We start from the raw sequence: 14,561 nt of genomic DNA, 5'->3' as shown, positions 1-14,561 counted from the left end.
CATCCCTAGAGCTTCGAGCTCTCTAAAGGGTTGTTCTAGACTAGAACGTTGATAGGCAGGGTGTGTAAGCGCTGTGAGGCGTTGAGCTAACCTGTACTAATTGCCCGTGAGGCTTAACCATACAACACCCAAGAGGTTTTGGGTTGGACTTAAAATAAGCCAGTTGATTGTGGCGAGAACGAACAGCTTTCTAGATTAMGTGTTTTGACTGAAAAGTGAAGACACACCAAATTTTGCTTGGCGACCATAGCGCTTTGGACCCACCTGACTCCATGCCGAACTCAGTAGTGAAACGAAGCAGCGCCGATGGTAGTGTGGGGTCTCCCCATGTGAGAGTAGGACATCGCCAGGCTTGCTTTCTTGTTTTCAGATTTTTGGAAAAATCTGAAGGCAAAAACAGCTTTAAGCATCAAAGCAAATAGACGTAAGACTTTGATGAAGCGTTTTCGCTGATATAGCTCAGTTGGTAGAGCGCACCCTTGGTAAGGGTGAGGTCGGCAGTTCAAATCTGCCTATCAGCACCAGGTTTTTCTTGGCGGCCATAGCGTAACGGCACCACCTGAACCCATGCCGAACTCAGAAGTGAAACGTTGCTGCGCCGATGGTAGTGTGGGGTCTCCCCATGTGAGAGTAGGTCACTGCCAAGAGTTATTTATAAGCCCTCCGCATTTGCGGGGGGCTTTTTTCGTTTTTGCCTCTCCTCATTGATCCTGTCTTTTCCTATGCTTAAACAACACTTGTGCAATGATTGATTATTGCTTGAGCTCGGTCAGTGGCTGCGTTATGTTATTAGATATCTGGACGTCTAAACATCCCTAGGAGGCAGTGATGCCGATTAAAATCCCGGATCAACTCCCCGCGACCAATATCCTGCGGCGCGAAAATATTTTCGTGATGACAGAAACCCGTGCGGTGAGTCAAAACATTCGCCCGCTGAAGGTGCTGCTACTTAACCTGATGCCGAAAAAAATCGAGACCGAAACGCAATTTATGCGTCTGCTTTCTAACAGTCCCTTGCAAGTGGATGTGGAGTTACTGCGGATAGATAATCGACCAAGCAAAAATACGCCTACCGAGCATCTTGATACCTTCTATCGTCAATTTGAGACTGTACGAACGCGCAACTTTGATGGTCTGATCGTGACGGGGGCACCGTTAGGACTGGTGCAGTTTGAGGACGTGATATATTGGGAGCACCTTCAAGATGTGATGAATTGGGCGCATAAGCACGTTACCTCAACCTTATATATTTGTTGGGCCGCGCAAGCAGGGTTAAAGTTGCTGTATGATTTACCCAAGAAAACCCGCAAAGAGAAGTTGTCAGGGGTTTACCGTCACCACATTAATGCTGAGTTATGCAAACACCCGCTATTACGCGGCTTTGATGATAGCTTCTTAGCGCCCCACTCACGCTATGCGGATTTTTCTCCGAGTTATCTGGCCGAACATACCGACCTCGATATTTTAGCCACGTCCAATGAAGCGGGTACCTATCTGGCGGCGACGAAAGATAAGCGCAATGTGTTTGTCACCGGTCATCCTGAGTATGATTCTCATACCCTGCATCATGAATACCATCGGGATTTAGAAGAAGGCATGGAGCCCGCGGTCCCCCTTAACTATTACCCAGATGACGATCCTTCGCAGCCACCGTATGTGAGTTGGCGAAGCCATGGGCATTTACTGTTTGCCAACTGGCTAAACTATTGTGTTTACCAGCAAACGCCCTTCGACTTGGATGCCTTTTCCGCGTCTAACTTTACCCTTGATGAATAAAAAAGCGCCTGCGGGCGCTTTTGGGTTAGGGACTCGGTTAGCTTTGATGTTTATCCATTTCGTCTTGTGCTGCGTTTGCTTTATCAACCATGCCTGTCATGGTTGAGCCTTGCACCAAAATGGAGAACACCACCACCGCATAGGTCATGATGAGGATCAGCTCGCGAACATCGATATTTTTTTCCGGCACCACCATGATGCCAGCGGGCACGGCCATTGCCATGGCCAACGCAAGCCCTCCGCGTAAGCCTCCCCAGCTTAATATACGTACTGCCCAAGGGTTATAGGTTCGAAAGCGCTTAAAGCCGAGGTAACACACTTTCACGCTGATAAACCGGGCGAGAAGCACAATAGGCACCACCGCCGCCATAATGATCCAGTCTTCTTTATGGAAACTGATTTGCAGCAAGCTAACCCCGATGAGGAGAAAGAGTAGGCTGTTAAGAAATTCATCGACCAGTTCCCAGAAGTGGTCGAGGTGATCTTCACTTTCTTTGGAAAAGCCAATAAAGCGGGTCCAGTTGCCAATCATAATCCCGGCAACCACCATTGCCAGCGGGCCAGAGACATGCAGCATATCGGCCAGGACATAGCCAGCGCTGGGGATAGCCAGCGTTAATAGCAATTCCATCGAGTGGTCGTTGGTGGCACAAATCAAGCGATGGAAAAGATAGCCAAGCACCAGGCCATATAAAATCCCGCCAACGGCTTCTTGTAAAAACAAGGCAATGGTACCGCCCACCGTCGGGTTGTTGTCGCCAAAGGCCAGGGTAAAAAGAGTCACAAAGATCACGATACCCACGCCATCATTAAATAGCGATTCTCCCTCTATTTGTGTCGTGATCCGCATCGGTGCTTGCAGTTTTTTCACAATGGCGAGAACAGCAATGGGATCGGTCGGCGAGATCAGCGCGCCAAATAGCAGGCAGTAGAGATAATCGAAAGGAATACCGATCAGCTGAAACACGCCCCAGATACCGGTGCCGATTAAAAACACAGAGACCAATAGCCCGCCGATCACCAGGGTCGTGATCTCCCACTTTTGGTCGGAGAAAGAGGGAAGCTTGACACCAATTCCCCCCGCGAAGAGCAAAAAGCCGAGGACGCCTTTGAGCAAAAAGGTATCGAAGTGGATATCTGTCAGTATTTGCTCGGCCATGGTTTTGAGTGGAATGGCTTGGTATTGACCGGCGACCACTATCAACAAAGACAGTAGGAGCGAGCTGGCGGTGATGGCGATGGTGGTTTGTACTCGACTGATTTTACTATTAATAAAAGCGATAAAGATGGCTGCAGCAGCCATAAAGCTGAGGATTGCGTAAGTTGACATGCCGCTTCCTAGTACAACGAGGGAATGAAAAAATGTGTCAAAATATTAATAGAAATCGTTGTCAAAACGAACAGCTGAATTGAAATAGATCAAAATAAATTGTTATTTATAGACGTCTAGATTTCCATTTTCGCTGTGGTAGGATGAAATGACTGCAACGAGGAAGATGATAAGCGTAATAGTATGGACCGACTGACACAGCAACTGCGCGACCGTATTCTAGTGATCGATGGTGGCATGGGCACCATGATTCAGGGGTTAGGGCTCAATGAGGCCGATTATCGTGGCCAACGTTTTAAAGATTGGCACTGTGATGTGAAAGGCAACAATGATCTTTTGGTGCTGACTCAGCCTGATAAGATCGCTTCGCTACACAGTGATTACCTGGCCGCGGGCGCGGACATTATTGAAACTAACACCTTTAACGCCACCCAAATTGCGATGGCTGATTACGACATGCAGGCGCTGAGTGCGGAAATCAACGTAGCGGCAGCCCGGCTTGCGCGTGAGGTCGCTGATGCTTGGACGGCTAAAACGCCGGATAAACCCCGTTTTGTCGCGGGTGTGTTGGGGCCGACCAATCGAACGTGCTCAATCTCACCAGATGTGAATGACCCTGGGTTTCGCAATGTCAGCTTTGATCAGTTAGTCGACGTGTATGCCGAGTCCACCGAAGCGCTCATTGAGGGTGGGGTTGATATCATCATGTTGGAGACCATTTTTGATACCTTGAATGCCAAAGCCTGTGCGTTTGCGGTTGAAAAGGTCTTTGATGCCCGTGGGTTTCGCTTACCCATTATGATCTCCGGCACCATCACTGATGCGTCTGGACGCACCTTATCCGGACAAACGACCGCCGCCTTTTATCACTCGCTGCGCCATGTTGAGCCACTGTCGTTTGGCTTAAACTGCGCACTTGGGCCGGCTGAATTGCGCCAGTATGTCAAAGAGCTGAGCGGCATTTGTGAGGGCTTTGTCTCCGTCCACCCTAATGCGGGGTTGCCCAACGCGTTTGGTGAGTATGACCTTTCTCCCGAACAGATGGCGACACACATTGATGAGTGGGCGGCGTCTGGCTTTATCAATTTGGTCGGTGGTTGTTGTGGCACCACGCCTGAGCATATTCAAGCGATTAGCGACGCGGTGAAAAAACATGCGCCACGCTCTCTGCCTGACCACCCTGTAGCCTGTCGCTTGTCTGGGCTCGAGCCCCTGACCATTAATGCCGATAGCTTGTTCGTTAACGTGGGTGAGCGCACCAATGTGACTGGCTCAGCACGCTTTAAACGCTTAATCGTTGAAGAGCAATACGACGAAGCGCTGGAAGTGGCATTGCAGCAAGTGGAAAACGGCGCCCAAATCATCGATATCAATATGGATGAAGGCATGTTGGATGCCGAAAAGGCCATGGTGCGATTCCTCAATTTATGCGCGGCCGAGCCGGATATTGCCCGCGTGCCTGTGATGATTGACTCCTCCAAATGGGAAGTGATTGAAGCTGGCCTCAAGTGCATTCAAGGGAAAGGCATCGTCAATTCTATTTCGCTCAAAGAAGGAGAAGAGGCTTTTCTTCGCCAAGCACGTTTAGTCCGTCGCTATGGCGCGGCGGTGATCGTGATGGCGTTTGACGAACAAGGTCAAGCCGATACTCAAGCACGGAAAGTGGAAATCTGTACGCGCGCTTATCATCTTCTGGTCGAGCAAGTCGGCTTTCCGCCGGAAGATATTATCTTCGATCCCAACATTTTTGCGGTTGCCACCGGCATTGATGAGCACAATAACTACGCAGTCGATTTCATCAACGCCGTGGCCGACATTAAACAAAACCTGCCGCATGCCATGATCTCGGGCGGTGTCTCCAATGTGTCGTTTTCGTTTCGAGGTAACAACCCAGTCCGCGAGGCCATTCATGCGGTGTTTTTGTATCACTGCATCAAAAATGGCATGGATATGGGGATCGTCAACGCCGGTCAGTTAGCCATCTATGATGATTTAGCCGAGTCTTTGCGCTTGGCAGTAGAAGATGTGGTGCTCAACAAAGATGATGGCGCCACGGAGCGTTTATTGGAGATCGCCGACAGCTATCGCGATAGTGGGGAGAACGAGGTCGCGGAAACTGCGGAGTGGCGCAGTTGGCCGGTGGAAAAGCGGTTGGAACATGCACTGGTCAAAGGCATTACAGAGTTTATTGTTGAAGACACCGAGCTGGCTCGCGCCGCGGCAAGTAAACCTCTAGAAGTGATTGAAGGCCCACTGATGGCAGGCATGAACGTGGTCGGGGACTTGTTTGGTGAAGGCAAGATGTTCCTGCCACAAGTGGTGAAGTCGGCACGGGTGATGAAGCAGGCGGTGGCTTACCTTGAGCCCTACATCAATGCTGAAAAGCAGCAAGGACAGACCAATGGCAAGATCTTGCTCGCCACGGTCAAAGGGGATGTGCATGACATTGGCAAAAACATTGTTGGCGTGGTGCTGCAATGTAATAACTTCGAGATTATTGATCTTGGCGTGATGGTGCCGACCGATAAGATCCTGTCGGTGGCGCGTGAGGAAAACGTCGATATTATTGGTTTATCAGGCCTGATTACCCCATCGTTAGATGAGATGGTGAACGTGGCGAAAGAGATGGAGCGCCAAGGGTTTGATATTCCTTTGCTTATTGGCGGCGCGACCACGTCCAAAGCCCATACCGCGGTGAAGATTGAACAGCATTACCATGCGCCCGTGGTCTATGTGCCCAACGCGTCACGTGCCGTGGGGGTGTGCTCATCTTTGCTGTCACAGACTCAGCGGCCGGATTTTGTGGCCCGTTTAGCCAAAGACTATGCGGCGGTGCGTGAGCAACATCAACGCAAAACGCCTCGAACCGCTCCCGTCACCCTTGAGCAGGCGCGGGACAATAAGTGGCAAACGGACTGGGCAAACTATGCTCCTCCGCAGCCGTTGAAGCCGGGCGTGCATGTTTACGATGATGTCTCGATAGCGACCTTACGTCAGTATATCGACTGGACACCCTTCTTTATGACGTGGTCACTCAGTGGCAAATTCCCGGCGATTTTGGATCACGAACTAGTGGGTGAGGAAGCGCGCCGTTTGTATCAAGACGCCAATGCTTGGCTCGATCGTTTCAAGGCAGAAGGCTTGGTCGCCGCGAAGGGAGTGTGTGGCCTTTTTCCTGCCAACAGCGTTGAGGATGATATTGAAGTGTATACCGACTCGTCACGACAAACGGTGAGCACCATATTGAACCACTTGCGTCAGCAAACGAAAAAGCCACGTGGTGCCAACTATTGCTTGTCGGACTTTATTGCGCCAAAAAGCAGTGGCCAGCCGGATTGGATTGGCGCATTTGCGGTGACAGGTGGTATTGGCGAATATGCCTTGGCGGAAGAATACAAAGCGAAAGGGGATGATTATAACGCGATCATGATCCAGGCGGTCGCCGATAGACTCGCAGAAGCCTTTGCAGAGTACCTCCATCAGCAAATTCGGATTACCTTGTGGGGCTATGCGCCCGATGAGACGCTCGATAACGATGCGCTGATCCGCGAGCAATACCAAGGGATCCGGCCAGCGCCGGGTTATGCCGCCTGTCCTGAACACAGTGAGAAAGGCAAAATTTGGCAATTGCTGTCGGTAGAAGCACATACGGGGATGACACTTACCGAAAGCTATGCCATGTGGCCGGGGGCGTCGGTCTCAGGTTGGTATTTTTCCCACCCTGAATCACGTTACTTTGCGGTGGCGAAGATCCAAAACGATCAGCGAGACAGCTATGCAGCACGCAAAGGGTGGAGCAGCGAAGAAGCGGAAAAATGGCTCGGGCCGAACTTAAACGGCTAACGAAAGAAGCCAGCACATTGCCTGTGCTGGCTTTTTTATTATTCAAATAAGTCCGCGTGTAACCGCTGCACCACCTGGGTGGCATCGTCATCTTCAACCACAACACATACATTGTGGTTGCTGGCACCGTAGCAAATCATGCGTAGTTTATATTGTGCTAAGGCACTGAACACCGGCGCTGTCGCGCCAGCAGTATGATTCATATCATTGCCAATCAGCGCTACCACCGCCAGGTTCTCGCAGATCTCGACATGACATAACTGGGTCAGCTCGGCGATAGCCGCTTGTGGCAGCTGCGGCGCGTCGCCCTGAGTGTTGGTTTGATCAAGGGTTAAAGCGACACTGACCTCCGAGGTGGTGATCAAGTCCACCGAGATTTCAAATCGTGCCAAAACCTCAAAGACTTTGGCCAAAAAACCATATGCATGGAACATGTTTAAGCTGGTTAGTGTCACCATGGTTTGGTTTCGTCGTAAGGCGACGGCACGAAACAGCGGTGCCGAGTGCGCTTGCTCGCGGATCCAGGTGCCGCCTTGCTCAGGCGCTCTCGCGGCCCCGACAAACACTGGTATATGTTGGCGCACTGCAGGCAGTAAGGTGGACGGGTGCAGGATTTTGGCACCAAACGTGGCCATTTCTGAGGCTTCGCTAAAACCAATCTCACTGATTGGGCGCGCTTGTTCGGCAATCCGCGGGTCGGTGGTATAAATCCCGGGCACATCGGTCCAAATGGCCAAACTCTCTGCGCCCACGGCTTCGGCGAACAGTGCTGCACTGTAGTCGCTACCACCACGGCCTAAGGTGGTGGTTTGTCCGTGGGCATCCGCGCCGATAAACCCTTGGGTGACCACTCGATGTGTGGCTAAATGCGGAAGCAATTGGTCGTGGCACTGTGTTCGCGTCTGTTGTGGGTCAGGCTGGGCACAGCCAAACTGGCTGTCGGTGCGCAGCAATTCACGCGCATCTACTCTCAAAGCGGTTATACCTCGGCTGTTGAGCAAATGGGTGAAAATATGGGTTGAGATCAGCTCGCCGCAGGCAACCAACGCATCCGTTAGCGCTGTGTCAGGAATGATGGCCGCTTTTTCGGCATACTCGGCAATGGCGAGATGCCAGTGTTCGACGGCTGCTTGCGTGTTTTGGCAATCAGGAAGTTGCTGCAATATTGCTTGGTGAATGGCATTAATGGCGTCCAACTTGGCTTGGCGCACGTCAGGGTCGCTGATCCCTTTTGCGAGCGCGACTAAATGATTGGTCACTCCGGCGCACGCACTGATCACGATTAAACGGGTTTGCGGGTTTTGCTCGATAACCGCGGCGCTTTGCTGCATAGCCTCTAGCGTCCCGACACTGGTGCCGCCAAACTTAGCGACTGAAATTGATGGTAACGGGTTCACGTCCTTTTCCCCTTTTGAGCTCGTGCTCATTGATTCAATATATTCAAAAGTCAGTGGGGAACATCAGAAGTCACATCGTGACCGCGATAAATACCGCGACAAGGTAGGAAGAGCAAACGGCAGGCATTCTGCCAGAAGCGCTCCACCTGTCTGTCCATATGGATGACAAGTGACAGCCTGAAGGATTCAGCCTTCAAGGCCGGCAGCGTATCGACCCCGATCTTACGCCACCTCGGCATTGTCTCCCCTGGTTATCACGCTTAGGAGTGGGGCTCCGCCTGATAACTGCCTGAGAAATGCACCTCTTCTGCATGTTCAGTCATGGGTTGGTGACCGCATGAACAGTTTTAACATTACGGGTGTGGTCGCAGGGTGTCAACCGTGTTTTTGCTCTTGATGGGGGAGCACTGCCCAGCCCCCGCTTTGACTGAGGAAAAGGAGGCCATTGCGCCCTATCGGCACTGAAAAGAAACATAAATCGCCGCTAGCGATCACACAGTTCATGTGCCAGAGGCTAGGGGGATGGCGAAAAAATATGCTATAACGGTGAGCCTCGGTACCAACAACAAGGATTCGTGATGGCTCGTGCAATTTCCGATATTCAGTCTTTTCAACCCGTCGCTCGCACATTGATGGGGCCAGGGCCCTCTGACATTTACCCGTCGGTGCTGCAATCATTGAGCAAGCCGACATTGGGGCATCTTGACCCCTTATTCATTGGCATGATGGATGAGGTCAAGCAGCTACTGCAGTACGCTTTTCAAACCGACAATCCGTTTACCATTGCGGTCTCTGCACCTGGAAGTGCGGGGATGGAAGCCTGTTTTGTCAATTTGGTGGAGCCTGGCGACACAGTGATCGTCTGTCGCAATGGCGTGTTTGGCGACCGGATGCGAGAAAACGTGGAGCGTTGTGGTGCACATGCGGTCATGGTTGATGATGCCTGGGGCGCTCCGGTTAATCCTGAAAAGGTGGAAGCGGCCTTGAAGGCGCACCCGGAGGCTAGCATAGTCGCATTTGTCCACGCGGAGACGTCCACAGGCGCTTGCTCTGATGCACAGGCCCTTGCCACCTTGGCACGTGAACACGGCTGCCTCACCATTGTCGATGCGGTGACCTCACTCGGTGGCGTGCCGTTGAAGGTGGACGAGTGGCAATTAGATGCGGTCTATTCAGGCAGTCAAAAATGTTTGTCGTGTGTACCGGGCTTGTCGCCAGTGACATTCTCGCCCCGTGCAGTAGAAAAAATGCAGGCGCGGACTCACAAGGTGCAAAGCTGGTTTCTCGATCAAAGTTTGGTGCTGGGGTATTGGAGCGGCGACGGCAAACGTAGCTACCACCATACGGCACCCGTGAATAGTTTATATGCCCTACATGAAGCCCTGCTCAAACTGTATCACGAAGGGATTGAGAACGCGTGGCAACGCCACGATACCATGCATCAGCGTTTGAAAGCGGGATTGGACAATTTAGGGATTGGCTTTGTGGTCGATGAACCTTATCGTTTGCCCCAGCTTAACGCCGTTTATATTCCTGAGGGCGTGGATGATGCCGCCGTGCGCCAGCATTTACTTCACACCTATAACTTGGAAATTGGCGCTGGCCTCGGTGATTTGGCGGGTAAAGCCTGGCGAATCGGCTTAATGGGCTACGGCGCAAGGGATGAGAACATTGCCCTGTGCCTTAAAGCCCTTGAAGAGGCATTGCGCTAGGGCGTTGAATGATCCGGTAGGGTATGGCGGATTGTCCATACCTTCGCCGCGTTTGGATACAAGTAACGTGCTTCTTGCTGGATATCGCGAGCCCGCTGACGGTCACCGATTTGTAGGGCCACTTGATAGGCATGCTGATAGCCAGCAAAGCGTGGTCGTTGTGCGACTTGGCGCAATAATTGGTTAAGGTGTTGCTGGCGCTCAGTGTCAGACAGAGTTGCTAAATTAGCCTGAAAGTGACGGCTTTGTTGTGCGTGGGCGAGCTTTTGCTGCCACCATGGATGTTGCTGGTATAAGGCAAAACGTTGCGAGCTGAGTAAAGAGTCGCGCAAATAACGATTGGCCAAATATACGGATGACAGGCACACGAGTGTCGTGATGACGAGGGCAGTGATCACGGTGCGACTGGCCACACGTTGGCTGTAACCATGAGTGAGTACCGGGTAGCGGCGATATTTGCTGGTGAGGTTATCAAGCCAGTATAGCCAAAGGAGTAACAATACCCCATTGAACCACTGGGTGCCGCTTACCGGATAGATCATCAGTCCAGTGAGCGGAGGTAGCACTAAAGCAATCAAGATCCGCCGTGTCCCTGAGGGAGCACGAAGGATCCTGACGCCGAGCGCCATGATCACCAACACATAGCCCAATCCAATCAATAAGCCTCCTTCCAACAGCCAAAACAGCAGTGCACTAGGCAGGTTCACTGGACCAAGATGGCCGGGTTGTGAAGCAGAAAGCAACAGCAAGGCCTGCTTACCATTCCCCATGCCCACGCCGAAAAAGGGCGTTGTCTGCCATTGTTGCCACGCTAAACCCAACGCACGTCGCTCGCCGTCGCTCAGCCATTGCCAACTATCTTGACCACTGAGGGCAAATATCGCCAGGATCGCGCCGAGACAGACTGCCACAAGCCAAGTTTTGTGCTGGCGCCTGGAGGCAAAGCGACTCAAATAGGCTTGCTGTAACACGATGGCACACAAGGCAAAGAGCAGCAGCAGGGGCTGGCCTTGCATCGCTAACACTGGAATAAAAACCAAAGGGGTGACGGCCAATAAGCTTTGGCTGATGGGATGGCGGTAGCGGCCACTCGGCTCTCTGGCGAGAATATACGCCGCTAAGGTGAGACCTGTAAGTAGCAGTGTGTGCGTGACCGCAGGGGGCAAGTGAGGCACCCAGTTGTTAAACATAAAAGGCGCCATGCCCGGTGGTGATTGATTGCCCAACACCGACAGTACCGCTAGCCAAGAGGCGAGTAAAAATACCCCGAGTAGCTTTTGCCGCTGCGAATGGTTAAAAACAAACTGTTGAAGGCTGGAGAAGAAACCGAGGCTAAGTATCAAGGCGGCCATGGCATAGTCGCTATTGAGTGCCTCAGCGTGTGGATAGTAATAAGGAATAATCGCCAGGCCCGTTGCCAAACCAAGCATCCAGGTTAGTCGGCTTGCCCGCCAAGTATGCTGACGCACGACTTCTAAGCAGGCAAACCCCAAGGTGAACGCGAGCGTTAACAAGGAAAGCGCCGCTGCAGGGTGGCGTATGCCAACCAGCGGGAGAGACACCGAGTACAGTGGTAAGCAGATCAACCACAAGGTCGCTAACGTTAGTAGAAATGGGGTTGTTAGCGGCTTTCGTATCACGCGACTCTGCGGCAGCGCTGAGGTCATTATCGCTCCAACATAGGTTTGAGGAAGTGAGCGGTGTGGCTACCCACCACATCCACGATCGCTTCCGGTGTACCTTGCGCGATGATTTCACCGCCGCCATTACCGCCCTCTGGCCCTAAGTCGATGATCCAGTCCGCGGTCTTTATCACATCCAGATTATGCTCAATCACCACGATAGTGTTGCCCTGTTCGCGCAAGCGGTGCAGGACATTAAGCAGTTGCTGAATATCATGGAAATGAAGCCCTGTGGTTGGTTCATCGAGGATGTAAAGCGTTTTACCCGTGTCACGCTTAGACAGCTCTCGTGCTAACTTGACCCGCTGTGCTTCACCCCCCGATAAGGTGGTGGCCGCTTGGCCAAGGCGAATATAGCTCAGGCCGACATCCATCAATGTTTGCAGTTTACGCTTGATAGCGGGCACGGCGTCGAAAAACTCACGCGCGTCCTCGACGGTCATATCAAGGACTTCATCGATGGTTTTGCCTTTATAGCGTACTTCCAATGTTTCCCGGTTATAACGTTTACCTTTACACACATCACAAGGTACATACACATCGGGCAAGAAATGCATTTCCACTTTGATCACGCCATCACCTTGGCACGCTTCGCAGCGACCGCCGCGCACGTTAAAGCTAAAACGGCCCACTTTATATCCGCGTGCCCGTGCCTCTTGGGTACCGGCAAAGAGTTCACGTATCGGGGTAAAGATCCCCGTATAGGTGGCTGGGTTTGAGCGTGGGGTACGGCCAATGGGGCTTTGATCAATATCGATCACCTTGTCGAAATGTCCCAACCCATCAATCGACTCGTAAGGCGCGGGATCGGCGGTGGTCGCGCCGTTTAATTGCTGGTGGGCCACTTTAAAAAAGGTGTCATTGATAAGCGTTGACTTGCCTGAGCCTGACACGCCCGTCACGCAAGTAAGGAGTCCGACAGGTAGGTGGAGATCAACGTTTTTCAGGTTGTTGCCCGTCGCCCCTTTCAGCGTCAACATTTTGTTTGGGTCGCGCTCAATACGCTTTGTGGGAACCTCGATCGCTTGCTTTCCACTTAGATACTGACCTGTCAGTGATGACTCACTGGCGAGTATGTCCTCTAAACTGCCTTCGGCAACAATTTGACCACCATGTGCCCCGGCCCCCGGGCCAATATCAATGATGTAGTCGGCCGCGCGAATGGCATCTTCATCATGCTCGACCACCATGACAGTGTTCCCCAGATCGCGCAGATGCTCCAAGGTATCGAGCAAGCGGGCATTGTCACGCTGGTGCAGACCAATAGAGGGCTCATCCAGTACGTACATGACCCCCACCAAGCCCGCGCCAATTTGGCTGGCCAGTCGAATACGCTGTGCTTCACCGCCAGAGAGGGTATCGGCACTGCGCGATAAATTCAGGTAGTTAAGCCCCACATTGACTAAAAACCGTAGCCGGTCATGGATCTCTTTCATCACTTTTTCGGCAATCTTAGCGCGTTGCCCGGTCAAGGTCAGTTGTTCAAAGAAGTCCAGCGCCTGTTGAATGCTCAGCTCACAAATCTCGGGTAGATTGTGGCCGTCGATAAACACGTGACGAGCTTCTTGGCGTAAGCGTGAGCCACCGCAGCTGGCACAAGGTTTGGTGGCGATATATTTGGCAAGCTCATCGCGCACAGCATTCGATTCGGTGTCGCGATAGCGACGCTCCATGTTATTGAGGATCCCCTCAAAGGGATGCTTACGTACGCGAATATCGCCCCGATCGTTGACGTATTTGAACTCGATCTCTTTCGGGCCGGAACCGTACAAGAGAATGTCCTGAACGGTGCCCGACAGATCCTGCCACGGCGTTTCCAAATCAAAGCCATAATGCTCAGACAGCGAGCGTAGCATTTGGAAGTAATAAAAGTTACGCCGATCCCAGCCGCGGATCGCCCCACCCGCGAGGCTGACGGCTGGATTTTGGAGAACGCGCTTAGGATCAAAATACTGTTGCACCCCCAAGCCGTCGCAGGTACCACAGGCACCGGCTGGGTTATTAAAGGAGAACAGGCGCGGTTCAAGCTCTTGCATGCTGTAACCGCAGTGTGGGCAGGCAAAGTTGGCGGAAAAAATGATCTCTTCCCCTTCACCGTCCATCCAACTGATCACCGCGCTGCCGCCTGTTAGCTCGAGCGCGGTCTCAAAAGATTCTGCCAAACGCTGTTGCTGATCATCGCGTACTTTAAAGCGATCGACCACCACCTCAATGGTGTGCTTTTTCTGCAGCTCGAGTGTCGGCGGATCGGATAGATCGCACACTTCGCCATTGATTCGGGCACGGATAAACCCTTGCGCAGCGAGGTTCTCCAGAGTCTTAACATGCTCCCCTTTACGGTTTTTAATGATCGGCGCGAGCAGCATTAGCTTGCTTCCTTCCGGCAGCGCAAGCACTTTATCGACCATCTGACTGACGGTCTGAGCCGCTAAGGTCACATCATGAGTGGGACAGCGTGGCTCGCCCACTCGCGCATACAGTAAGCGTAAGTAGTCATACACTTCAGTGATGGTGCCGACCGTTGAGCGCGGGTTATGCGAGGTGGACTTTTGCTCTATCGAGATCGCAGGTGACAGCCCCTCGATATGGTCAACATCGGGTTTTTCCATTAAGGAGAGAAACTGGCGCGCATACGCTGACAAGGATTCAACGTAACGGCGCTGGCCTTCGGCGTATAGGGTGTCGAAGGCCAGCGATGATTTTCCCGAGCCAGATAGGCCGGTGATCACAATCAGTTTATCACGAGGGATGGTGAGGTTGATGTTTTTGAGGTTATGCGTGCGCGCGCCTCTGACGTCGATATTGTCCATTATTATCCTAC

General features: G+C 52.2%; 7 protein-coding genes, 1 tRNA gene, 3 rRNA genes and 1 riboswitch. Of the genes, 7 read left to right on the top strand and 4 right to left on the bottom strand.

The annotated features are described in order from the left end of the window. From BZG72_RS11805 to metA, 5 genes are all read left to right on the top strand, one after another. A 23S ribosomal RNA gene (locus BZG72_RS11805) occupies positions 1-121 on the top strand; the annotation flags it as partial. 115 nt (positions 122-236) lie between these two features. Next, positions 237-352, top strand: a 5S ribosomal RNA gene (rrf, locus tag BZG72_RS11800). A 96-nt stretch (positions 353-448) separates the two neighbouring features. Next, positions 449-524, top strand: a tRNA-Thr gene (locus tag BZG72_RS11795). Positions 525-531: 7 nt separating this feature from the next. Continuing rightward, positions 532-647: ribosomal RNA gene (rrf, locus tag BZG72_RS11790) — 5S ribosomal RNA — on the top strand. A gap of 181 nt (positions 648-828) precedes the next feature. Then, positions 829-1,776 carry a homoserine O-acetyltransferase MetA gene (metA, locus tag BZG72_RS11785; RefSeq protein WP_046073872.1) on the top strand — a complete coding sequence of 316 codons (948 nt, stop codon included), beginning with the start codon at positions 829-831 and terminating at the stop codon, positions 1,774-1,776. A 37-nt stretch (positions 1,777-1,813) separates the two neighbouring features. Here the strand turns inward: metA and BZG72_RS11780 are convergent, their stop codons facing one another. Beyond that, positions 1,814-3,106 (bottom strand): cation:proton antiporter, encoded by a 1,293-nt coding sequence (locus BZG72_RS11780; protein WP_077578640.1) that lies wholly within the window; start codon positions 3,104-3,106, stop codon positions 1,814-1,816. Positions 3,107-3,289: 183 nt separating this feature from the next. On the opposite strand from BZG72_RS11780, the gene metH reads away from it, so the two are divergent. Beyond that, positions 3,290-6,949: a methionine synthase gene (metH, locus tag BZG72_RS11775; RefSeq protein WP_077666870.1), complete on the top strand. Its 3,660-nt coding sequence runs from the start codon at positions 3,290-3,292 to the stop codon at positions 6,947-6,949. Between the two features lie 38 nt (positions 6,950-6,987). Here the strand turns inward: metH and lysC are convergent, their stop codons facing one another. Continuing rightward, complete coding sequence (gene lysC, locus BZG72_RS11770) at positions 6,988-8,376, bottom strand: lysine-sensitive aspartokinase 3 (protein ID WP_077666869.1); 1,389 nt, start codon at positions 8,374-8,376, stop codon at positions 6,988-6,990. 97 nt (positions 8,377-8,473) lie between these two features. Next, a riboswitch (Lysine riboswitch) is annotated at positions 8,474-8,661 on the bottom strand. A 263-nt stretch (positions 8,662-8,924) separates the two neighbouring features. Between lysC and BZG72_RS11765 the strand changes: the two genes are divergently transcribed. After that, positions 8,925-10,058, top strand: a complete 1,134-nt coding sequence (locus BZG72_RS11765) for a pyridoxal-phosphate-dependent aminotransferase family protein (protein WP_077606026.1) — start codon at positions 8,925-8,927, stop codon at positions 10,056-10,058. Here BZG72_RS11765 and BZG72_RS11760 read toward each other — a convergent pair. Beyond that, positions 10,055-11,725 carry a Wzy polymerase domain-containing protein gene (locus tag BZG72_RS11760; RefSeq protein ID WP_077666868.1) on the bottom strand — a complete coding sequence of 557 codons (1,671 nt, stop codon included), beginning with the start codon at positions 11,723-11,725 and terminating at the stop codon, positions 10,055-10,057. The two genes, BZG72_RS11765 and BZG72_RS11760, sit on opposite strands and share 4 nt — an antisense overlap. Further along, the gene (gene uvrA / locus BZG72_RS11755) at positions 11,725-14,550 is read right to left on the bottom strand and encodes an excinuclease ABC subunit UvrA (RefSeq protein ID WP_077666867.1); all 2,826 of its coding nucleotides are present in this window, start codon (positions 14,548-14,550) and stop codon (positions 11,725-11,727) included. The genes BZG72_RS11760 and uvrA overlap by 1 nt, the downstream gene beginning before the upstream one ends. Positions 14,551-14,561 lie beyond the last annotated feature (11 nt).

Origin of the sequence: Salinivibrio sp. PR6 (assembly GCF_001995955.1) — a bacterium.
GTDB lineage: Bacteria > Pseudomonadota > Gammaproteobacteria > Enterobacterales > Vibrionaceae > Salinivibrio > Salinivibrio siamensis.
Note: the sequence above shows the minus strand (reverse complement) of the source record. Positions and strands in the feature narration are given on the sequence as shown.